General features: G+C 67.5%; 23 protein-coding genes. 22 read left to right on the top strand and 1 reads right to left on the bottom strand.

Annotated elements, in window-relative coordinates:
- Positions 1-13: 13 nt before the first annotated feature.
- The 22 genes from ACFWYM_RS27925 (at position 14) to ACFWYM_RS27820 (ending at position 20596) form a co-directional block, all read left to right on the top strand.
- Entirely contained in the window at positions 14-340 is a 327-nt protein-coding gene (locus ACFWYM_RS27925) for a hypothetical protein (RefSeq protein ID WP_384842971.1), read from the top strand.
- Positions 324-635, top strand: coding sequence for a hypothetical protein (locus tag ACFWYM_RS27920; RefSeq protein ID WP_384842968.1), 312 nt, complete (start codon positions 324-326; stop codon positions 633-635). The genes ACFWYM_RS27925 and ACFWYM_RS27920 overlap by 17 nt, the downstream gene beginning before the upstream one ends.
- A gap of 37 nt (positions 636-672) precedes the next feature.
- A complete protein-coding gene (locus ACFWYM_RS27915) occupies positions 673-1674 on the top strand; it encodes a terminase (protein ID WP_384842965.1) in 1002 nt (333 codons plus the stop codon).
- A 32-nt stretch (positions 1675-1706) separates the two neighbouring features.
- Entirely contained in the window at positions 1707-3128 is a 1422-nt protein-coding gene (locus ACFWYM_RS27910) for a phage portal protein (RefSeq protein ID WP_384842962.1), read from the top strand.
- Positions 3125-4231 (top strand): hypothetical protein, encoded by a 1107-nt coding sequence (locus ACFWYM_RS27905; protein WP_384842958.1) that lies wholly within the window; start codon positions 3125-3127, stop codon positions 4229-4231. The genes ACFWYM_RS27910 and ACFWYM_RS27905 overlap by 4 nt, the downstream gene beginning before the upstream one ends.
- Positions 4228-4761 carry a hypothetical protein gene (locus ACFWYM_RS27900; RefSeq protein WP_384842955.1) on the top strand — a complete coding sequence of 178 codons (534 nt, stop codon included), beginning with the start codon at positions 4228-4230 and terminating at the stop codon, positions 4759-4761. The genes ACFWYM_RS27905 and ACFWYM_RS27900 overlap by 4 nt, the downstream gene beginning before the upstream one ends.
- A gap of 73 nt (positions 4762-4834) precedes the next feature.
- Positions 4835-5896: a hypothetical protein gene (locus ACFWYM_RS27895; RefSeq protein WP_384842951.1), complete on the top strand. Its 1062-nt coding sequence runs from the start codon at positions 4835-4837 to the stop codon at positions 5894-5896.
- Positions 5897-5966: 70 nt separating this feature from the next.
- Positions 5967-6428 (top strand): hypothetical protein, encoded by a 462-nt coding sequence (locus ACFWYM_RS27890; protein ID WP_384842948.1) that lies wholly within the window; start codon positions 5967-5969, stop codon positions 6426-6428.
- Positions 6425-6760, top strand: coding sequence for a phage head-tail adapter protein (locus ACFWYM_RS27885; RefSeq protein WP_384842946.1), 336 nt, complete (start codon positions 6425-6427; stop codon positions 6758-6760). Before ACFWYM_RS27890 ends, ACFWYM_RS27885 begins: the two co-directional genes overlap by 4 nt.
- Positions 6760-7143 (top strand): DUF5403 family protein, encoded by a 384-nt coding sequence (locus tag ACFWYM_RS27880; protein ID WP_381272668.1) that lies wholly within the window; start codon positions 6760-6762, stop codon positions 7141-7143. The genes ACFWYM_RS27885 and ACFWYM_RS27880 overlap by 1 nt, the downstream gene beginning before the upstream one ends.
- Positions 7143-7640 carry a hypothetical protein gene (locus ACFWYM_RS27875; RefSeq protein ID WP_384842943.1) on the top strand — a complete coding sequence of 166 codons (498 nt, stop codon included), beginning with the start codon at positions 7143-7145 and terminating at the stop codon, positions 7638-7640. Before ACFWYM_RS27880 ends, ACFWYM_RS27875 begins: the two co-directional genes overlap by 1 nt.
- Before the next feature lie 74 nt (positions 7641-7714).
- A complete protein-coding gene (locus ACFWYM_RS27870; RefSeq protein ID WP_384842940.1) occupies positions 7715-8455 on the top strand; it encodes a hypothetical protein in 741 nt (246 codons plus the stop codon).
- Positions 8456-8558: 103 nt separating this feature from the next.
- Entirely contained in the window at positions 8559-8897 is a 339-nt protein-coding gene (locus tag ACFWYM_RS27865) for a phage tail assembly protein (RefSeq protein ID WP_384842936.1), read from the top strand.
- A gap of 110 nt (positions 8898-9007) precedes the next feature.
- Positions 9008-9274, top strand: a complete 267-nt coding sequence (locus ACFWYM_RS27860; RefSeq protein ID WP_384842933.1) for a hypothetical protein — start codon at positions 9008-9010, stop codon at positions 9272-9274.
- A 4-nt stretch (positions 9275-9278) separates the two neighbouring features.
- Entirely contained in the window at positions 9279-13358 is a 4080-nt protein-coding gene (locus ACFWYM_RS27855) for a hypothetical protein (protein WP_384842929.1), read from the top strand.
- Complete coding sequence (locus ACFWYM_RS27850) at positions 13352-14203, top strand: phage tail family protein (protein ID WP_384842926.1); 852 nt, start codon at positions 13352-13354, stop codon at positions 14201-14203. The genes ACFWYM_RS27855 and ACFWYM_RS27850 overlap by 7 nt, the downstream gene beginning before the upstream one ends.
- Entirely contained in the window at positions 14203-16668 is a 2466-nt protein-coding gene (locus ACFWYM_RS27845; protein ID WP_384842923.1) for a siphovirus ReqiPepy6 Gp37-like family protein, read from the top strand. Before ACFWYM_RS27850 ends, ACFWYM_RS27845 begins: the two co-directional genes overlap by 1 nt.
- A gap of 13 nt (positions 16669-16681) precedes the next feature.
- Positions 16682-18007 carry a tail fiber domain-containing protein gene (locus tag ACFWYM_RS27840; RefSeq protein ID WP_384842920.1) on the top strand — a complete coding sequence of 442 codons (1326 nt, stop codon included), beginning with the start codon at positions 16682-16684 and terminating at the stop codon, positions 18005-18007.
- Entirely contained in the window at positions 18004-18360 is a 357-nt protein-coding gene (locus tag ACFWYM_RS27835) for a DUF2746 domain-containing protein (protein ID WP_384842917.1), read from the top strand. Before ACFWYM_RS27840 ends, ACFWYM_RS27835 begins: the two co-directional genes overlap by 4 nt.
- A gap of 136 nt (positions 18361-18496) precedes the next feature.
- Positions 18497-19297 carry an N-acetylmuramoyl-L-alanine amidase gene (locus ACFWYM_RS27830; RefSeq protein ID WP_384842914.1) on the top strand — a complete coding sequence of 267 codons (801 nt, stop codon included), beginning with the start codon at positions 18497-18499 and terminating at the stop codon, positions 19295-19297.
- A complete protein-coding gene (locus ACFWYM_RS27825; protein WP_384842912.1) occupies positions 19294-19503 on the top strand; it encodes a hypothetical protein in 210 nt (69 codons plus the stop codon). The genes ACFWYM_RS27830 and ACFWYM_RS27825 overlap by 4 nt, the downstream gene beginning before the upstream one ends.
- Positions 19504-19660: 157 nt before the next feature.
- A complete protein-coding gene (locus tag ACFWYM_RS27820; protein ID WP_384842909.1) occupies positions 19661-20596 on the top strand; it encodes an alpha/beta fold hydrolase in 936 nt (311 codons plus the stop codon).
- A 113-nt stretch (positions 20597-20709) separates the two neighbouring features.
- Here the strand turns inward: ACFWYM_RS27820 and ACFWYM_RS27815 are convergent, their stop codons facing one another.
- The gene (locus ACFWYM_RS27815; protein ID WP_384842906.1) at positions 20710-21210 is read right to left on the bottom strand and encodes a hypothetical protein; all 501 of its coding nucleotides are present in this window, start codon (positions 21208-21210) and stop codon (positions 20710-20712) included.
- Positions 21211-21267 lie beyond the last annotated feature (57 nt).

Genomic DNA, 21267 nt, shown 5'->3' with positions numbered 1-21267 from the left:
CCGACGAAGGGAGGTGAGTCCCATTCCAGTCCTTACAGAAGAAGAGATCGACGCACTCGTTCCGACGTTCCTTGGCCCCACCTGGCTGAAGGAGCCGGACGGTTCCTGGTCGCTGCCCGAGCGCACGCTCGGCTGGCAGATCGCCGGATGGTGCGCGGAGTACATCAACGCCGAGAACGGCGGGCCCTGGCGCTTCACGCGCGAGCAGCTCCGCTTCGTCTTGTGGTGGTACGCGGTCGACGAGAACGGCCGGTTCGTCCACCGCAAGGGAGTCCTTCAGCGCCTCAAAGGCTGGGGCTTAGGGCAAGGACCCTTTGCTCGCGGTGGTCTCCCTCGTTGAGTTCGTCGGGCCGTCGCGGTTCTCCCACTGGGGCCCGGACGGGCAGCCTGTCGGCGTACCGCACCCGCAGGCGTGGGTGCAGATCGCGGCCGTCTCGCGCGACCAGACGCGCAACACGATGACGCTGATGCCGTCCTTGATCTCCGAGCGGATGATCGAGACGTACGGCATCAAAGCCGGGGCCGAGCTGATCCGTGCGAACGGTGGCCGGCAACGACTTGAGGCGGTGACGAGTAGTTACCGCGCCCTTGAGGGGGCGCGGTCCTTAGCGGGCCACGTTCGTTGTTCTCAATGAGACGCACCACTGGGTCACCGGCAACGGCGGCGACCGCATGTACGAGACGATCGACGGCAACGCGACCAAGAAGGACGCGCGTTACCTGGCGATCACGAACGCCTATCTGCCCGGCGAGGATTCCGTCGCCGAGAAGATGCGGGAAGCCTTCGAGAAGATCCTCGAAGGCCGGGCCTCTGACATCGGCTTCATGTACGACTCGATCGAGGCGCACCCGGCAACGCCGCTGACGCCCGAGGCGATGCGCATCGTCCTGCCGAAGATCCGCGGTGACGCGGTGTGGCTGCGGGTCGAGACGATCCTTCAGTCGATCCTCGATACGACGATGGCGCCGAGCCGCTCTCGGCGTATGTGGCTGAACCAGATCGTTGCCTCCGAGGACGCCCTGTACGGCCCCGCCGAATGGGACGTGCTCCGCGACGACGCGCTCCGCCTCGACCCGGGCGACGAGATCACCTTGGGCTTCGACGGCGGCAAGACCGACGACGCGACTTGCCTGGTGGCCGTCCGCACCTCGGACATGGCGGCCTTCGTCCTTGGGCTGTGGGAGAAGCCGGACGGCCCGAAGGGCGACGGCTGGATCGTCCCTCGCGCCCAGGTCGACAGCGCGGTGCACGACGCCTTCCGCGTCTTCGACGTGAAGGCGTTCTACGCCGACGTGGCGCTGTGGGAGTCGTACATCTCCGAGTGGGATGCCGCGTACGGCGAGGGCCTGGCCGTGAAGGCGCCCGGCAAGGACGCGATCGGCTGGGACATGCGCTCCTCCCTGAAGGCGTCGACCATGGCGCACGAGCGGCTGATGCGATCGGTCTTCGACCGCAAGCTCAAGCACGACGGCGACCGCAAGCTCCGCCGGCACACGCTGAACGCGATGCGCCGCTCGAACAACTACGGCGTGAGCTTCGGCAAGGAGAGCCGGGAGTCGCCGAAAAAGGTCGATGCCTACGCCGCCTTGATGCTCGCGCACGAGGCCCTGGTCGATCTCCGCGCCCGTGGCAAGAAGGTCCGCAGGCGGACCGGCCGGGGCTTCTTCCTGTAGCACTGTCAACCTAGTACCACGGTGGTGAGTTCTTGACCGACACGTCGCCTGCCGCGCTCGCGCGGCAGCTCCTCGCCATCCTGGGCAGGGACAAGGACCGGCTTGCCCGGATCGATGACTACCTGCACGGTCGGCACGACGACCCGTACATGCCCGCGATGGCGGACGACGAGTACCGGCTCCTCGCGAAGCGTGCGACGTCCAACTGGATGCCGCTTCTCGTGGCGACGCCCACGCAGGCCCTCTATGTCGACGGCTTTCGCGCGGGCGGCGATTCGAACGGCAACTCGGCGACGGACCTGTCCTCCCCCCAGTGGGAGCACTGGCAGCGCTCCCGGCTCGACGCCCGCCAATCCGCCATCTACAAGGGCGCGTTGACGTACGGGCACTCGTTCGCGCTGACCGAGCGCACGGGCGGCGTAGTCCTGACGAAGGGCCTGTCCGCGCTGCGGACCGCTGCCCTCTACGAGGACCCTGCCAACGACGACACCCCGTTTGCCGCCTTGACCGTCACTGCCTGGCCTCTGGGCGAGGCGGTGGGCCGGGCCCGGATGTGGGACGCGCGCAACGAGTACGCGGTCACCTTCAAGAGCCTGGACGACGAGGACGGCGTGAGGGTCGGCGAGGCCCGGCGGCATGGCGCGAGCGAATGTCCGGTTACCCGGTTCGCGGCATCGGTTGACCTGGAAGGCCGCACCGTAGGCGCGGTCGAGCCAATGATCCCGCTCCAGAACCGCATCAACCAGACGATCTTCGATCTGCTGCTCGCGCAGTCGTACGGCTCCACGAAGGTCCGCACGGTGACGGGCATGGCACCGCCGGTCCAGCGTGACCCGGAGACGGGCGAGGTCGTCTACGACGAGCAGGGCAACCCGATCCCCCTGCCGATCAACCACAACGCGAAGCGGTTCCTGTTCGCCGAGGACCCGGACGTCAAATTCGGCTCACTGGATGAAACCCCGCTCGGGGGCTTCATCGAGTCGATCGACATGAGTATCCGGCACCTGAGCGCGGTCGCTCAGGTGCCCCCGCATCACCTACTTGGCCAGATCGCCAACCTCTCGGCCGAGGCGCTCCAGGCCGCCGAGACCTCGCTGAGCCGACGCATCCAGGAGTTCAGGACCGTGTTCGGCGAAGCGTGGGAGCGGGTCTTCCGGCTGGCGGCCGAGCTGGACCAGGCGTCCGGCGCGGACGACTTCAAGGGTGAGGTCATCTGGCGTGACATGGAGCAGCGCTCCCTCGCTCAGGCCGCTGATGCGCTGGGCAAGCTGCGGGAGCAGCTCGGTATCCCGGCAAAGGGCCTGTGGAAGCGGGTCCCGAACGTCACGCAGACCGAGCTGGACGAGTGGGACGACCTCGCGGACGAGGAAGACTCCGTGGGCCAGTTGGCCTCCGCGCTGAGCCGGGCGACCCCGGAGAAGGCCACCGCGGATGACGTGCCGGCGGCTGCATGACACGGAGGACGCGACAGGCCGAGACCGATGATGTCTCGGCCGCCTACCACGAAGCGCTGACTCAGATCGGCGCGCAGACCACAGCTGAGGCCCTCTCCCTGTGGGCGGACGTGCCGGTCGACGGGCGGGCCGCGACGGCGGGCGGGTGGCTGCGCAAGGCCATCACGCTCGTCATGTCGCGGCGCCGCCAGTCGCGCGACCTGGCGCGGGCCTATTACCGGCTTGCCCGTGCGCTTCAGACCGGCACGACCGTGGCCGACCCGTACCACCCTGAGCCCGACCACGTGACGCTTGCTGACCTTCGGCAGGAGTTCGCGGCCCTGGCCGGAACGTACGAGCCGCCCGCCGAGTCCCCGTCCGATCCGATCCCAGAGGACGAAGACAGAGACTCGAGGAGCGCCGGCAGCGAGGAAGACGACACCTTCCAGCCCGACAACACCACCACGTTGCCCGGGGAACCGGTCGAGGACGAGGAAGACGAGGACTGGGACCGCATCCTTGTCGAGGAGCTGGAAGGGCTGCGCGAGGAAGAGGAGCGCGTCGAGCGCCAGGCCGAGGAGGAACTCCGCCTGGTCCTGGAGGCCCTCGGCACCGCCAACCTCGATCGCCGCCTGACCGTCGAGGACGCCGATCCTGACGGTGCCCACCGGCAGGCCGGGGCTCAGCAGGCGGCAGCCGCCTCCCGTGTCGCGATGAACGGGGCGCGGTCCTCGAACTGGACTCACATGTCCCGCGACAGGCGGGCCCTCGGCTATGTCCGTCTTTCCCGTACGGGCACTCCGTGCGGCTGGTGCGCGATGCTGATCAGCCGGGGTCCGGTCTACAAGAGCGAGAAGTCCGCCCTCTTCAACGACGGCGACAAGTACCACGACAACTGCCACTGCTACGCGATGCCGATCTGGAATCGGGATCAGTACCAGTCGAGCGAACTGACTGCGCTGTCGCGGCAGTACGAGGCCCTGTGGCCGAAGGTCACCAAGGGCCACACCGGCAAGGACGCCGTGACCGTCTGGCGCCGGTTCATCCGTGCCAAGCAGCGCGAAGCGAGACAGGCCGCAGCCCAGGAGGCGCGGCAATCCACCGACACAGCCCCGGAGGCGTGACGTTGCCCGAAGAGATCACTGCCGAGAACAAGCCCGGCGAGCAGTCCGGCGAGACCCCGACCGGCCAGAAGCCGGACGAGCAGACGCCGACTCCCGATGCGGGTGCCGGCGGATCGTCGGGCACCCCGGAAGACGAACTGCCCGACTGGGCGCGCAAGGAGCTGGCGAAGGTTCGCGGTGAGGCCGCGGGCTATCGAACCCGGCTGCGCGACGCGGAGACGAAGCTCTCGGAGGCCAAAAGCCCGGAGGAGTTCGAGGCCGCCCTCACTGAGGTGAAGGCGAAGAACGCGGAGCTGGAGCACTCGCTCGTCGTCGCCTCCGTGGCCCGCCGGTTCGACCTGCCCGAGGAGCTGGCCGGACGTCTTCGCGGCACGACGCCCGAGGAGCTGGAGGCCGACGCCAAGTCGCTTCAGTCGCTCCTCGCCCCGAAGGCCCCGCCCGCTCTGGGCGGCGGTCTCGACCCGTCCGAGGGCGACGACGACGGCGAGATGGACCCGCGCAAGCTCGCGCGGCGAACCCGGCGCTTCTAGCGCCCGAGGTCCCCGTACCCGACCCCCGAGCCGTTCGGCCGGGGGCTTCTTTATGCCCCGGAGGTAGCACCACTTGCCCACCGCACAGCACCAGGTCGTCAAGCCCCAGAAGCTCGTGAACGCGGCTGTCGGGATGCTGGAGCAGGAGCTTCTCATCCCGAACCTGTTCCAGAAGCAGGGCATCGACCAGTTCAAGGGTGCCGAGAACGACACGATCTCCATGAAGGTCGAAGGCATCCTGCCGTTCCACGACTACGCGTGGCGTAACGACCGCTCCAGCCCGATCGTCTTCGACGAGTACGCGGAGCGGACCATCGCCGTCACCTTCGGCGGCAACGTGTACTCGGCGGTCAAGCTGACCGACGAGCAGAACGACTTCGACATCGACAACTGGAGCAAGCTGCTTCGGCCCCAGTCGAAGGCCGTCGCCCGTGGTCTCCAGCGCCGGGCGGTCAACACCCTGACCGGCCAGACGTACAACGTCACCATCGGCAATGCCGCGCAGAACCTTCGCTCTGCGCTGATCGAGGCCCGCCGGGTCCTCAACGCCTTCCACGCTCCGAAGGAAGGCCGCTACCTGCTTGTGGGCACGGAGTTCGAGTCGGCGCTCCTGAACGACGACAAGCTCAACCTCGCCCAGAACGTTGGCGATTCGGAGGCCGAGTCGGCTCTGCGGACCGCGAGCATCGGCGACCGGATGGGCTTCCGCATCGTGGTCGACCAGACCATTCCGGCCGACGCTGCGTACGCCTTCGCGTCCTCGGCGTTCATCTTCCTGTCCGGCGCCCCGAGCGTCCCGCAGTCCGTCCCGTACGGTGCGACGACCTCGTTCGAGAACATCGCGCTGCGCTGGGTCCGCGACTACGACCCGCTCTACATGCAGGACCGTTCCGTCGTGAACACGTACGCGGGCTTCCGCAGTGTGACGGACATCCTCGTTGGCTGGGACGCAGCCAACGAGAAGGAGGTCATCTCCACGCAGGAGCACTTCGTGCGCGGCATCAAGCTCACGCTCGACGGCGCCTCCGACTACCCGGCCGCAGCTTCCGAGCTGGCCAAGATCACGGGCGTCTCGGACGCGAAGGTGTGGACCCCGACCGGCATGAAGCCCGAGGCCGACGCCGCCAACGGCTGATCCAACCGGCGGCAGTGTCAACCTAGTTCCAAAGGTTGGTGCTGCCGCCTCTCCCGAGGAAGGAGCCCGCTTGGCGTACGCCACTCTCGACGAGCTGAAGGGCCGTCTGGACTGGGAGTTGGACGAAGACGAAGCACGCATCGCGGTGGGAGCGCTCGACGACGCCTCGGACCTGGCGGCCACGTACGGCCGCGACTGGCCCGAGGCCACCGCGCCGCGCCTGGTGAAGACACTCGTGCTGAAGTCGGCGGCCCGGTACATGCGCAACCCCAACGGCTACACGCAGAGCCGAGCCGGTGACGAGACGCTGGCGTGGTCCGACATCGGCCGGGACGGCGGCACGGTCTATTTTTCCCGCGAGGAGATCCGGCTCCTGGAGGAACTTGCCGGCCGAAAGCCCGGCATCACCAGCGTGGCCGTCTTCGCCTGGGGCACGAAGCTGCGCAAGAACAGCGCGGCCGGTCACGTACCGGTCGACTACTCGCCCGCCTCGCCGTTCCCGCTGTTCGAGGGCGAGGCGAGCCCCTGGTGACCGTGCAACGAAGGCGCGGCCAGACCGCCCGCGTATGGAAGACGACGGAGGTCGTCGACCGGCGGGGCAACACCGTGATCGCCGTGGACGAGAACAACCCGGTCACGGTGAAGGCCGCGTTCATCCCGCAGCGCTCCGGCAAAGCGGAAGTGCCCGGCCAGCAGCAGATCAACGTGACGCGGATGATCGTGGACGCCCACCTTGAGGGCGTCACCCTGTGGTCCCGCGTCGAGTACCAGGGCCGCATGTGGGACATAGTGACGCCGCCCTCCTACCACCACGGCGACCGCCGTACGCGGCACTGGTCCATCGACATTCGGGAGCGGCCCTGATGGCATTCGTCTACTCCCGCGTGGGTGGCAAGAAGCTGGAGGAGTACCTCGCTCGCCTGCCCGGCGTTCAGGACGCCCTCGACGAGGCTCAGTTCGAAGTCGCGGCCAGGGCCGAGGAGTTGCTCCTCCAGCACCGCCAGGAGGGCCACGCCACGATCGACATGGTGGACGGGCGGATCGACAAGTACGTGGTCCTCGACGACGAGCGCGGCAAGAAGGCCGCCCTGTCGATCGAGTACGGCCGTGCCGAGTCCATCGTCGTGAAGACGGCCAAGGACGGCTCGACGTACCTCGACGTGATCCCGGCCAGCGACGGCCTGTTCATCCTGGCCCGCGCGGCGAACCTGCCCAAGAAGCGGAAGGGCAAGGTGCACCTCGACTGATGGCCGGACTCCCCGCCCACATCAAGGCCATGGCAGAGCTGTCGCCCGTCGAGGATCTCCTCCTGGCCGTGCTCCGCGAGGGCCTGCCCGGCGTGCGCGTGAAGTCGCTCGTCGACCTGCACGAGACCTTCCCCCTGGTGCTCATCCGCCGCGACCCGACCTGGGGCGAATGGCAGGGCGACACCCGGTTCACCGACGCCGCCCGCGTGGTCATCAACGTCTTCGTCCCCGACCCGGACGGCGACGAGGACGCGGCGATCCTCTCCGAGGCTGTCCGCGTCGCGCTGCGCGATGCCTGGTTGCGGCCGAAGGTCTATCCCCGCCTCGGCCACATCATCCGCGTGGACATGAACTCGGCGCCCAGACGGGCAACGGACTGGGCGACCGCGACGGGGCCCGTGCAGTACGCCGACCTCCCCACGGGGATCTGGCGCTACGAGTCGATCTACGACGTGCAGATCCGCAAGCCGCGGACTCGCCCCTACATCTCCCAGTAAGCGCAGCAGACGAAAGGCCCGGCCCCTCGGGGGTGCGGGCCTTTTCTCATGCCCGAACGAAGGAACGTTCCTCTTTGGCGATCAATGACGCCGCGACTCTTGTCGTCGGCTCCGGCAACTACCTGACGGCGCCGACCGGTACACCGATGCCTTCGGATCTTCTGACGCCGCTCAGTCCATGGCAGAACGTCGGTCACACCTCCCTGGAAGACGTCTTCGGCATCACGTCCGAGGGCGGCGAGGCGACCACGATCGGCTCGCTCCAGAACAAGTCCCTGCGCACGAAGTACAGCGCGCGTACGGAGACGATGACCTTCACACTCCAGCAGTTCGACACGGCCGGGCTGAAGCTCTACTTCGGCGCCAACGCCCCGATCCTGCCTGACGGTTCGGTCGGCGTACCGACCAACCCGGAGCCCACTCAGTCGGCGTTCCTCGCGGTGTTCGTGGACGGCGACAACCACTTCGCCTTCTACGCTCCCCGCGCGGAGATCTACCGCGCCGACGACATGGCGATCTCCGACACCGAGTCCCTCGCTGGTCTGCCGCTCGGTGTGAAGCCCATGGCCTACGGCTCCAACGAGTGGACGTACGCCATCACCCCGCTCGGCGGCACGCTCGCGACCGGCGCTTCCGCCGGCACCCCAGGCTCCTTCACCCCGGACGGCGCTATCGCCCCCGCGAACCTCGCCGCCCTGGCCGGTGTGATCGCCACCCCGACGAGCGTCTGGACCACCGGGCAGCACGTCGTGCTCGGCGACAACTCGAAGGCGTTCTGGAACGGCTCCGCCTGGGCGGCCGGTCAGGCCACCTGACAGCTCCCGGCGCGGGCGCATGCGGACCCGCCCGCGCCGGGTCTTCCCCCTTCCTTCTCCGGTCCGCTCCCTGTCTCTCTTCTCTCTGGAGGTCCGCACCCCCATGGCTTCTTTCTCCCTCGACGACATCCGCGCCGCCGCTGAGCGCAAGTACGGCTCCACCGACATCACCTTCGGCGAGGACACGGTCCGTCTCCTCAACCCGCTCCGCCTATCGAAGGCGAAGCGCGAGGCCCTGGCGAAGCTCCAGGAGGAGATGGGCAACGACGACGTGGACCAGGCCGAGGCGCTGTCCGACGCCATCCGCACCATCGCCGAGTCGGACAAGGCGGCCGACAAGCTCCTCGCGGTGGTGGGCGGCGACCTCGCGATCCTCGCCGAGATCTTCGGGCACTACGGCGAGAGCACCCAGGCGGGGGAAGCCTCGGCCTCGCAGGACTGATCGACGAGTACGGCGAGGGCCTGTACCCGGACCTGCTCTTCCACTTCGGCGTCGACCTCGCCGAGGTGATCGCAGGCCGGGGGCCTTCTCCCGCGCTCGTCCTTCTGCTCGTGCAGAGGCTTCCCGACACGTCACTGACGATCGCCCTCGCGTCGGGCGGCCGTGAGCAGTTCGGCTGGGGCCAGGACCGCCACCTGACCGCCGACCTCTTCGACGCGATCAACCAGAACACGCGCGCGACCGGCCAGTGGGGCAAGGGCAGGGCCCCGAAGATCCCCGCCTATCCCAGGCCGCAGACGAAGAAGCAGTCCGCGAAGCCCAAGGCCCGTAAGCCCCGCTCGGTCGCCGAGATCTACAAGGTATTTCAGCGGAGGTAAATGGGTGTCCGACGCGAACATCGTCGGCCGGATCGCGGTCAAGGTCATGCCGGACACGTCCGGCTTCAAGCGCGACCTGAAGGAACAGCTCAAGCGGATCGAGAACGATCTCGCGATCACGATCCAGACGAAGGCCGACGCGACCGGCGCGCGCCGTGACGTCCTCGACATCGTTCGCGGCATCAACCGCGACAACAAGTCGACCGACGCCCGCAAGATCCGCTTCTACACGACCATTGACGACAACGGCATGGCCAGGGCCGTCAAGGAAGCGGCGGTCAAGCTCCGCGAGAAGGCGAAGCGGGAGAAGATCGACTTCAAGATCGGCGAGCTGACCGGCCAGGGCAAGGTCGAGCTGGAGCTTGACCAGGACTCTGCCGACCGCGTGAAGCAGAAGCTCAAGGACTGGGCCGACGACATCAGTCCTCTGAAGATCAAGGTCGAGCCGGATCTCGCGAACGGTGCCGGCGCCCAGATCTCCGCGCGGCTCCAGATGCTCACCCGGCCGCGCACTGTCCCGATCATCCCCGACCTGGACAACACGGCGGTCACCAAGGTCGCGACCGCGCTTGCGGCACTGTCGGGCGCACGCGTCCTCAACTCGATGTTCGAGCGCCTCGGGCGGACGCTGAAGAACCTCGACAAGACCGTCCCGATCATCGGCTCCCTGGCGTCGGCCGTCGCCGGACTGGTCGGCGTAGCCATCGCGGCGACGAGCAACCTCTTCGCCCTGGCCGCGAGCCTCGCCCAGATCGGCCCGACGGTCGCGCTCCTGCCCGGCCTCCTCGGCGGCTTCGCGGTCGGCCTGGGCGTAACAGTCGCCGCGCTGAAGGACTTCAACAAGGTCATCCCGGAGGTCAAGACCGCGCTCAGCGGTCTCCAGGACACGATCAGCGAGAACTTCTGGGCCAAGGCCGCGGCGCCCATCCGCACGATGGTCGACGAACTCCTCCCGGAGTTCACGGCCGGAGTCGCCAAAACCGCAACCCAACTCGGCGGATTCTTCGCCGGACTCGCTACCGGCCTGCAAGGCGCGCTCGACCCGGCGCTCAACCAGATGTTCTCGGACCTGTCCGAGTCCATCAACATCGCCACCGAGGGCACGGGCGCATTCGCGAACATCATCGCGACCCTGGGCAAGGTCGGCACGAGCTACCTCCCGCAGCTCGCCCAGTGGTTCGTCGACCTCTCCCAGCAGTTCTCCGACTTCCTCACCCGCAAGGGCGAGAACGGGATCAAGGCCGAGATCGACGAGGGTATCCAGGCCCTCAAGGATCTCGGCGGGGTCCTCTACAACACGTACGGCATCCTCTCGGGCGTCGCTCGCGCGGCCACCGAGGCGGGCGGAACTTCGCTGGCGTCGCTGAACTCGGCGCTCCAGTCCATCCACGCCACGGTGGACAGCGAGGGCTTCCAAGAGGGCCTGACGAACGTCTTCCTGGCGGCCCACCAGGCGATGCAGCAGATCGCCACGATCTCCGGGCCAGCGGTTGAGAACCTGTTCGTCACGCTCGGGCACCTGCTGACCGCGCTCCTTCCCCAGGTCGGCGCGATCATCGGCCAGGCCATGGCCGCAGTGGCGGACGCCCTCGCGCAGCCCGAGGTGTTCAACGGCGTCCTGGCCATGTTCAACGGCCTGCTCAACGCCGTGGTGGCGCTCGCGCCCGCAATGGCCCCGCTCGGCCAGGCGCTCGGTGCGCTGATGGAGGTCATCGGCGCGTTCGCGACCATGCTCGGCCCGCTCGTCGCGGCGGCCCTCATCCCGCTCTCGCAGGCGTTCACGGCGCTGGCCCCGGCGATCATCCCGATCATCGGGCTCCTGGGCGGCGCACTCACTCAGGCGATCGAGACGATCGCGCCGATCCTGGCGCAGCTCGTTCCCATCGTCGGCGAGGCGCTAGGCGCAGCGTTCCAGGCGCTCAGCGGCATTCTGCCGACGATCGCCACCGCCTTCGGGCAGATCGTCACGGCGGTAGCACCGGTCATCGCGCAGCTCGTCGAGGCGCTCGCCCCGATCCTGCCGATCATCGCGCAGCTCTTCGCGCAGATATTCACGGCGCTCGCGCCGCTGGTGGCCACACTGGCGTCTGCCCTGGCTCCGATCCTGCCGGTCCTCTCCGAGGCCCTACAGCAGGTGCTGACGGCTCTTCAGCCGATCATCGAGACAGCGCTTCAGATCGTCACGGCGGTCATTGAGCCGCTGCTCCCGATGCTGAGCGAGGTCATTCAGGGAGTCCTTCCACCCCTGGCGGATGCGATTCAGCGGCTCCTCGAAGCGATCCAGCCGGTCCTTGACGCGCTGCTCGCGGTCGTCAACTTCCTGATGCCGGTTCTCGTACCGGTCATCCAGTTCGTTGCCGAGATCCTCGGTCAGACGCTCGTCGATGCCGTCAACGGCGTCGCGCTCGTCTTCGAGGGCCTGGTCGAGATCGTCGTCGGCGTCTGGGACACCATCGTCGGCGCCCTGAAGATCGCCTGGGGCCTGATCAAGGGCCTGTTCACCGGCAACTTCTCCACCCTCAAGGACGGCTGGAACCAGTTCTGGTCCGGCATCTGGAAGTTCGTCAAGGGCATCTGGGACACGATCCTCGGCGCCTGCATCACGTTCCTGAGCGTCGGCCTCCTCGGCGCGGTGGGCAAGGGCCTCAAAGCGATCGGTGCCCTTTTCAAGTCCGGATGGGAACTGATCAAGGGCATCTTCACGGGCGCGTTCAACGCGATCCGCGGATTCCTCGGTGTCTTCTTCACCGGGATGCGCGGCATCGTCACTGACGGGCTCGCAGCCATCGGCCGGTTCTTCTCCTCGGCCTGGACTTCGATCCGTGACACGGCAGTCACGGCCCTCGGTCGGCTCATCAGCACGATCGGTGAGTGGATCGGCAAGGCCGTCACCACCGTCAAGGAGCTGCCAGGCAAGGCGAAGGACGCTCTCGGCTCGCTTGGCTCGACCCTGCTCGACGCCGGTAAGGCGCTGATCAGGGGCTTCATCGACGGCATCAAGTCGATGTTCAGCTCGGTGAAGAACAAGCTCGGCGAACTCACCGACAAGCTCACCTCCTGGAAGGGCCCGCCGAAGAAGGACGCCGTGCTCCTGTACGACGCGGGGCGCCTGATCATCTCCGGCCTGATCAAGGGCCTTGAGTCGAAGTACGACGACGTCAAGAAGTCGCTCAACGACCTCACGGCCAAGATCCCGAAGAACGCCTCGAAGTCGCTGAAGGCCAGGGTCAATGCGGACCGAGCGCAGCTCCTCAAGCTGCTGTCCGCGTACGACACCGCCGGCACCAAGCTCAAGGCGGCGCAGGACAAGCTCGACAAGCTCCGCGAGCAGCGCGACGACTACGCCAAGAGCGTCGCGGACAAGGTGCTCTCCACAGGCGACGTGACGAAGGTCGAGGACGCCACCTTCGGCGGGATCTCGGACTCGCTGAAGAACGCGGTCGAGCAGGCCAAGAAGTACGCGGCCGTGCTGAAGAAGCTGAAGGCTCTCGGTCTGAACGACGCCACGTACGACCAGATCGCTAAGGCTGGTCCGGAGGCAGGACTCGCCGCAGCCGAGGCCATCGCCAAGGCCGGGGCGTCTGGCGTGGCCGAGATCAACGACCTGCAAAAGGAGTTGGAGAAGTACGCCAACTCCGCCGGGTCGACCGCTTCGCACTACATGTACGACGCCGGGGTGCAGGCGGCCGAGGGCCTGGTGAAGGGCCTTGAGGCTCAGCAGTCCGTCATCGAGAAGCAGATGCTCAAGATCGCCGAGTCGATGACGAAGGCGATCAAGAAGGCGCTGGACATCCACTCGCCTTCTCGGGTGTTCCGGAAGCTCGGGTCCTACGTCGGCAAGGGCTTCACGCTCGGAGTCTCTGACGAGCGAGGACGTGTCGAGCGCGCGACCAACGCGCTTGCAGAGAGCGCCACTTCGGGGGCATCGCGCGAGGTCACGGCCGCCGTCTCCGGCGGTCTGTCTGCCGGTGGCGGCCAGACCGTCACCAAGGTTCTCAACTACTACGCGGGCAACGGCAGCTCCCTCTCGTCCGAGGAGGAGCTGTTCGCGGCGTCCTCGCGGGCAAGGATGGTCGGTTGGTAAAGCTCGAACTGAGCACCGCGTCGGACAGCGTGAATCTGTCCGGGGTGGAGACGGACGGAGTGGGATTCCAGGCCCTTGCCGGCGCGACCGGCTTGGGCCTGCCCCAACTCTCCGTGCAGTGGCTCGAAGGTGCGGGGGACGGCGCCGCCTACCGTGGGCGGCGCGTCCTGCCCCGCGACATCGACATACCCATGGACATCGTGGGCCGGGACCGAGCCCACCTGTCCGAGCTGGTCACCCGCCTCGCGCGGGTCCTGGCCACGGAGAACGGCCTGACGCTGACATGCGTCGACAGTGCAGGGGGACGCTGGTCCACCCCAGTCGCGTGGACGGGCGGCGGCGAGATCGACCCGGGCAGCGGTGAGCGGGACGCGCAGACGACCATCACGTTGCGCGCCTCGACTCCGTACTTCCTGGCCGAGGTGTCGCAGACCGTTCGCATCGGAGGCACCTCGGCGGCTCCCTTCTTGTCGCAGCTCACCGCCATGCCGCTCGCCGCATCACAGGCGATCGGAAGCGTCCAACTCACCAACGACGGCGACACGTTGGCGTATCCGGTGTTCCAGGTGTACGGGCCGGGCGACAACTTCAAGGCCATCGGCCCGAACGGCGAGACGCTCCACTACACGGGGGCGATCACCTCGACAGGCAGCATCACCATCGACATGGGTACGGGCGTCGTCCGCGATGGGTCGGGGGCGAACGTGTACCGCTACCTGGCCACCGCCCCGCGCTTCTGGTCCGTCCCGCCGGGCACCTCGACGATCTCTGTCTCGCTGCTGAACACGACGACCGCCTCGCGGATCGTCGTCTCGTGGCGGCCTCGAAAGTGGGTGGTCATCTAGTGCGGCAGGAAGACCTCCTCGTCGAGGTACGCGACAAGACCCTGACTCGCGTCGGCACCATCCCCGCGGACCTTCTGTTGCTGGAAGCGGAAGACATCCACAACAACGTCGGCACGTGGAAGCTGACGATCAGCGCCGAACACTGGCTCGCTCCCGTCCTGTCGACGCCGGGCGCGGGCCTGATCGTCACCGGCCCGAGCGACGTTCTGTTCTCCGGGCCGGTGACGAAGACCGAGACCGCTGTCACCGCGACCGACCCTCTCGGCACGCTGACCGTCGAGGGTGTGGACGACACGATCATCCTGTCGGACATGCTCGCCTGGCCCCAGCCGTCCAATGGTGACGCGGCCACGCAGACCGTCGCGACGGACGACAAGACGGACGCGGCCGAGACACTGATGCACTACTACGTCTCGGCGAACTGCGGACCCAACGCGCCAACCAACCGGCGCCGGGCCGGTCTGGTCATGGGAACGAACGGCAAACGGGGCGGCATCGTCTCCAAGTCGCCCCGCTTCCAGCAGCTCGGCGAGCTGTGCAAGGAACTGGCCGAACCGAATGGACTCGGCTTCCGAGTCGTCCAGCGCGGCGCGAACCTCGTCTTCGAGACGTACGCGGTCGCGGACCGAACCAAGGACGCCCGGCTCGGCGTCGTGAACAACACGCTCGCGGGGCAGCGCGTCACCGTTTCGCCGCCGGCACGCACTCGAGTAATCGTTGGCGGCGATGGAGACGGTTCGAACCGGCTCTTCGTCCCCGTCGACAACCCCGACTCGATCGCATCCGAGGACGACTGGGGTCGCCGCATCGAGTCGTTCATCGACGAGCGGTCGTCCACGGACACGGCGGAGCTGACGCAGAAGGGCACCGAGTCCCTCGCCGATGGCGGCACCACCGTGAAGGCGGCCCAGGCCGTACCCATGGAGGACTCCGCCCTCGACTTCGGCCGAGACTGGTTCCTCGGCGACAAGGTGACGGTCATCGTCGGCGGCACGGAGATGGCCGCCATCGTCACCGGCATGACGTTGAAGGTCACCGAGGACGGCTACCGGCTCGGCGCCACCCTGGGCGACCCGACCCCGCTGTCAGCTGACGCGGCAGCCGCCACCGCCCAGAAGGATTTGGAGTCGCGGGTCTCCTCCCTGGAGCGGACGGCAGAAGCAACACCGCCCGGCGCCCGCGTGATCGACCCGTCGTACAGCGGGATCACCCAGGCCACTCCGCCAACTGCCTACCCACAGGGCGAGACGGTCCAGTTCTACTTGAGCGCCACCGCGTCCACCGCAGGCGGCTGGGACTTCGGCGGCAAGTGGGGCTTCGTGGTCACCCAGGTCTGGTCGGGCGGCGACGCCGTACAGACGTGGCGCCGTGTCCACGCGAGCACCACCTCCCATGAGATGTGGGTGCGCGGGGGCAACACCTCCGGCTGGTCCGCGTGGCGTCAGGTCGCCTTCGACAACCAGCTCTCGGCGGGCGCCTTCACGCAGTCGACAAGCGCGGGAGACTACCCCGAGGGCGCTTCAACCCTGTACCTGACCGACGCCGAATCCACCGCAGGCGGCTGGGACTTCGGCGGCAAGTGGGGAATCGTCGTCACGCGGAGGCTCCGAGGTGACGCCACCCAGACCTGGCACAACGTCGCCGGGAACACCACCCCCGAAACGTGGACCCGCGCAGGCAACTCGACGCATGGCTGGTCCCCCTGGCGCCAGGTCGCGTTCGACAGCCAACTCCTCCCGGCCGACTACAAGCAGACCTCGCTGCCGAGCACCTATCCGGCGGGCGAGTCCACGCTGACCATGAACGAGACACAGGCCGCTGCCGGCGGATGGTCCTTCGGGAACGGCGGCAAGTACGGCACGGTGCGGACCGTGCGTCCGACAGGCAGTACCTACGCGCACCAGACGTGGCTCCGGCTCAGCCCGACGACCGTCGAGCAATGGTGGCGTACGGGCAATGACGCGTCCGGCTGGACGGCGTGGAAGACGGCGGCGGTCAACGAGAGTTCCGCGAAGGGCGTGCTGTCGATACAGGCGCTCTCGACGACGGAGCACGTCGGCGACACTGCGAGCGTGGTCTACCGCCAGACGTTCACGGCCGAGGCGGGCCGCTGCTACAAGGTGCACCTTCGTATCGCCGTCGTAGACACGGACGGCGTGGGCGACCAGACGGCCAACCGCTTCGCCAAGCAGGGTGCGTACACGACTGTCCGCTGGGCGAGCGGCACCACTGTCAGCGCGACAAGCACGCTCGTCGGCGACACCTTCAATACGACGTTCGACGACGACTCGAATACGGGCACTGGCCTCGACTTCAACTGCTACATCAACAACGCCCCGGCGGGCCCCGTCACGGTCGGCGTCACGCTCAACACGCGCCGTCCCGCTGCGACGTACGGCATGGTCCGGTACCTCCCCGGCAGCCTGTCGCAACTCGTCATCGAGGACGCGGGCGCGGCCCTCTAAGGAGTAGACCCCTTTGGCAATCACGTCTTACCCGTTCGACGGCCAGGCCGTCACCGAGACGCAGTTCTCGCAGATGTTCCGCGAGTATCAGGACAACGGCGTCGTCGCCTCCTACTCCTCGGGCACGGCCTTCGGAGTCAACGCCGGTACCGGGATGCAGGTGACGGTGGCGCCGGGCCTCGCGTTCGTGCGCGGCTTCATGGTGCAGTCGACGGCCACCGAGTCCCTGACGATTCCGGCCGCCGGCACCTCCGCCCGCGTCGACCGCGTAGTGCTCCGCCTGGACCCGAGCACGAACAGCATCGTTCTTGCGGTCCTTCAGGGCACCGCGGGCTCCTCGACTCCCACTGCGCTGACCCAGACCGATACCGGCATCTTCGAGATGGAGCTTGCCCAGGTCGCGGTCGGGGCCAGCGTCACGTCGATCACGTCAGCCAACATCACCGCGATGCGTCCCGTGGTCGGCATGCGCGTGGGCTCGTGGGCCACGCGCACCCGCCCAACGTCCCCGCGCACGGGACAGGTCGGCTACAACAACACCACGGCGTCCTGGGAGTTCTGGAACGGGACAGCATGGACGTCCCTGGTCAGCTCCGTCACATGGTCGTCCCTGGCCGGTGTCCCCGCGACGTTCACCCCGTCCGCGCACACGCACAAGTGGGCCGACCTGACGGACAAGCCGTCGACCATGCCCCCGTCGAGTCACACGCACGAATGGGACCAGGTCACCGGCAAGCCGACGACTTTTGTCCCGAGCGCGCACGGCCACGACTGGGAGGACATCAGCGGCAAGCCGTCGACTTACGCCCCGGCGACCCACTCCCACACCTGGTCGAGCGTGACCTCGAAGCCGTCCACGTTCCCGCCGTCGTCCCATTCGCACTCCTCCTACCTGGAGTCCGGGGACACAATCGCCTGGGCCAACGGGTCAAAGAAGCCGTACTCCAACACCGCCACCGATGGCACGTGGTACGCGGTGTGGGTCGAAGGCTCGGGCACGTTCTGTCGCAACACCTCGGCGCGGAAGTTCAAGGAGAACATCCGGGACTTCGAGATCGACCCCGCCGACGTCCTGAAGATGCGGCCGGTCATCTACGACCGCAAGGACCAGCTCGACGAGGAGACCGGCGAGGTCAGGCCGGGCCGTAAGGGCGAGGTCGGCCTGATCGCCGACGAGGTGCACGACATCGGCCTGAACTGGCTTGTGCAGTACATGGACGGCGAGATCGACGCCCTGCGCTATGACCTCCTGGGCGTGGCCCTCCTGCCTGTCGTGCAGGCGCAGGAGCGGCGTCTGCGGGACCTGGAGGAGCGGCTCGCGGCCCTGGAGGCTGCGTGATTTTGTCCCTCGCTCCGGCGACTCAGGCCGCCATCGTGTCGGCCGCCGGCACTGTCCTCGTCGCCCTTGTCGGCGTCCTCGTCGAGCTGGTCCGACGCCAGGGGACAGCGCTCAACGAGGTGCGCGAGCACGCGCAGGAGGCCCGCGATCAGGTCTCCAATACGCACTCCACGAACCTGCGGGACGACCTCGACCGCGTGATCTCGGGACTCGATCGTGTCCTCACGGGACAGGCCGAACACAGCCGGGACATCCGTGAGTTGCGCACCGAGCTGTCCCACGAACGCATTGAGCGCATGGCCGTCTCCGAGCGTCTCGACACGCACATCAGCGGACCTGTCCCCAGGCCCTGACCTCACCGCTTCCCCCTGGCCCCGTCCCGCCGGACGGGGCCTTTCGCATTCCCGAAGGAGCCCCACCCTGTCTGCGAAGTACCCCAAGGCCGACACCACGTCCCAGTGGTTCGCGAACAAGTACCCCGGCGACACCATGAAGCCGAACGTGATCGTCCTGCACACCACGGAGGGATCGAGCTTCCCGTCGTACGGCGGTGGCGGCTCAGCGCCGAACTTCACCGTGAAGGGCACGACCGTCCGGCAGCACTTCGACGCGAACGAGTCCTCGCGTGCCCTCGTGAACAAGAGCGGCGGCGTCGCGACCAACACCTTGAACGTGGTGCAGATCGAGCTGGTCGGCACCTGCGTCAAGGGCGGTCCCGGGCTGTACTGGCCGAACGCCACCGACGCGGACATGAAGGGCCTCGTCGACCTCGTGAAGTGGCTGACGACCACGTACCCCGGCATCCCGCTCGTGGCGACCTTGAAGCCGTGGCTCGCCTACCCGGCCTCGTACGGCTCGAAGAACAAGCAGCGCATGACCTTCGCCGAGTGGAACAAGTTCCGTGGAATCTGCGGTCACCAGCATGTTCCGGAGAACGACCACGGTGACCCCGGGAACTTCCCGATCTCGCGTCTGATCGCCCTCGTGAAGAGTGCCGGCGGATCGTCCTCGGGCTCCTCGTCTGGCTCGTCAGGCTCGAAGATCGTCAGTCTGAACTCCGCCGTGAAGCCGGGCGCCACCCACACCCAGGTCGCCGAGCTTCAGCAGCTCCTCATCAAGGCCGGGTACGGCCCGATCAAGGGAGCGGTGACCAAGTTCTATGGCACCGAGACGCAGAAGGCAGTGGCCCGCTTCCACGACCGCAACCCGGCCTACCGAAGCGGGCTGCACGACCCGCGGATCGGCCCCAAGGGCTTCATCGCGCTCCAGAAGCAGGCGGGCCGCCGATGACCAAGCACCGCAAGCCCGTCGCGGCCTTCTTGTCCGCCCTGCCGGTCCGCTACCGCTCCCGGGTCGCCGCGATCGTCGCGGCCCTGGGGGTCGTGGTGAGCGCCGTCGCAGTCGTCTACGCCGACCGCCCCGAGGTCGCCCTGATCGTCCAGGTGGCTACCTCTCTGGGCCTGGTCGACGGTCCGCACAGCTCCGATCCCGAGTAGGTACCCCTAACAGAATGATCTTCGCCTCGCTGAGAGCCCAAGGGGGACGCGAATGGCTCCCAGAGGCTGGTTACAGACGGAGTGGCAGCACAAGAGTCAAACCAGCAGATGTTGATATGGCGCCGACATTCCAGATACAGAGAAGGGCGCTGACGAAATGGGCATCTCTGAGGCTGCGGACCGAGCTGAGATCTTCGTCGAGCATGCATTTAGCGAGCGCACGGTGGACCTCGGTGAGATCCGCATGAACTACGTCGTGGAGGGCGACCCAGAAGCCCCCGCCCTCCTGCTGGTGCCCGGCGGGGCAGATTCGTGGTGGACCTACGAGGAAGCAATCGGCCTGCTGGCCTCGCAGTTCCAGGTGTTCGCGGTCGACACCCGCGGGCAAGGCCGCACGACCTGGACGCCGGGTCGCTACGCACTGGACAACTTCGGCAACGACCTCGTCCGCTTCATGGACCTGGTCATCAAGCGGCCCGCCGTGGTGGCCGGCAACTCGGTCGGTGGCGTCATGACCGCCTGGCTGGCCGCGTACGCCAAACCGGGACAGCTGCGCGCTGCGATCTTGGAAGACCCGCCGCTGTTCGCCTGCGAGGTCGCTCCGGCCTACGGGCCCGGGGTGCGCACCAACCTGGGGCCAGTGTTCGAGCTGCGGAGCAAGTGGCTGGGCAACCAGTGGTCGATCGGAGACTGGGACGGCCTCGTGCAGGCGGCGCCGAAGGAGCTTCCCGGCATGCTGGCCGGCAGCCCGCAGGACCCCGAACCACCGCAGCACCTCAAGGAGTTCGACCCGGAGGTGACGGCATCGTGGGCCAGCGGCCTGGCGTTCGCCTCCAGCGACCACGAGACCATCCTTGAGCAGGTGAAGGTACCGGTCCTGTTCACCCACCACGCCCACATGATCGACCCGGAAACCGGCCTGATGCTTGGAGCCTGCACCGACCTCCAGGCACAGAACGCCTGCCGCATCATGAAGGCCGCCGGCCAACCCGTCACCTACACCTCGCTACCCGACGCCGCCCACCAGATGCACGCCGCCGACCCAGCCCGCTACGTCAAGATCGTGACCGACTGGATCAAGACCCTCGAATAGGTCGCAGCCGCCCCTGCTGGCAGAGAACCCTGGTCACCCGGCTTGTTCCGCGGAAGGCATTTCGTTAGGCGCCCCCTCACCGGCCGGTGAGGGGGCGCCTTTCTGCGTTGGGTCTACAGCTTGCCCTCAGCCTTCATGGCCTCGATCTCCTCGACGGTGAGACTCCTGGTGCCGGTCTTCTTCGCGGCCGTCGTCTTCTTGGCGGTGGTCTTCTTGGCGGGCGTGGCCTTCTTCGCGGCAGTCTCCTTGGCCGGGGCCTTCTTCGCTGTCGTCTTCTTGGCCGGAGCCTTGCCCTCGGCCCCGTCGACCGGCGCTTCGTGCGGGACGACGCCACGGAGAATTCGGCGCTTGGCCTCCACGCTTGCCCGGCGGGCCCGGTTGTCCCGCTCGTGTTCCTCCATGAGCGCGAGGAGCTGCTCCTTGAAGACATCCTGCGGGCTCTGCACCTCGACGGGCACCAGCGGGCCGAAAAGCGCTTCGAGCGGGGCCACGTCCTCGGCACACAGGTCGCGTGTCACCGGCTCGCCCTTCTCGGGGGTGAGGGTGTAGCGGGCTGTGGGCCGGTCGTTCTTCTTGCAGTAGTCACAGGCACGCACGGTGATCGTGATGTCCATTCTGGTCGTGCTCCTCGCCGTACGGGACAGTGGGCGGCCATTGTCCCGTACGGCGAG

It is taken from the genome of Streptomyces sp. NPDC059009, assembly GCF_042740175.1.
Lineage (GTDB): Bacteria > Actinomycetota > Actinomycetes > Streptomycetales > Streptomycetaceae > Streptomyces.
Note: the sequence above shows the minus strand (reverse complement) of the source record. Positions and strands in the feature narration are given on the sequence as shown.

What these genes read in the sequence shown, in the direction of transcription:
- ACFWYM_RS27815 (WP_384842906.1), bottom strand. Translation starts at nt 21,210, where the DNA reads ATGGACATCACGATCACCGTGCGTGCCTGTGACTACTGCAAGAAGAAC.
- ACFWYM_RS27880 (WP_381272668.1), top strand. Translation starts at nt 6,760, where the DNA reads ATGGCATTCGTCTACTCCCGCGTGGGTGGCAAGAAGCTGGAGGAGTAC.
- ACFWYM_RS27905 (WP_384842958.1), top strand. Translation starts at nt 3,125, where the DNA reads ATGACACGGAGGACGCGACAGGCCGAGACCGATGATGTCTCGGCCGCC.
- ACFWYM_RS27830 (WP_384842914.1), top strand. Translation starts at nt 18,497, where the DNA reads ATGAAGCCGAACGTGATCGTCCTGCACACCACGGAGGGATCGAGCTTC.
- ACFWYM_RS27875 (WP_384842943.1), top strand. Translation starts at nt 7,143, where the DNA reads ATGGCCGGACTCCCCGCCCACATCAAGGCCATGGCAGAGCTGTCGCCC.
- ACFWYM_RS27865 (WP_384842936.1), top strand. Translation starts at nt 8,559, where the DNA reads ATGGCTTCTTTCTCCCTCGACGACATCCGCGCCGCCGCTGAGCGCAAG.
- ACFWYM_RS27915 (WP_384842965.1), top strand. Translation starts at nt 673, where the DNA reads ATGTACGAGACGATCGACGGCAACGCGACCAAGAAGGACGCGCGTTAC.
- ACFWYM_RS27820 (WP_384842909.1), top strand. Translation starts at nt 19,661, where the DNA reads ATGGGCATCTCTGAGGCTGCGGACCGAGCTGAGATCTTCGTCGAGCAT.
- ACFWYM_RS27825 (WP_384842912.1), top strand. Translation starts at nt 19,294, where the DNA reads ATGACCAAGCACCGCAAGCCCGTCGCGGCCTTCTTGTCCGCCCTGCCG.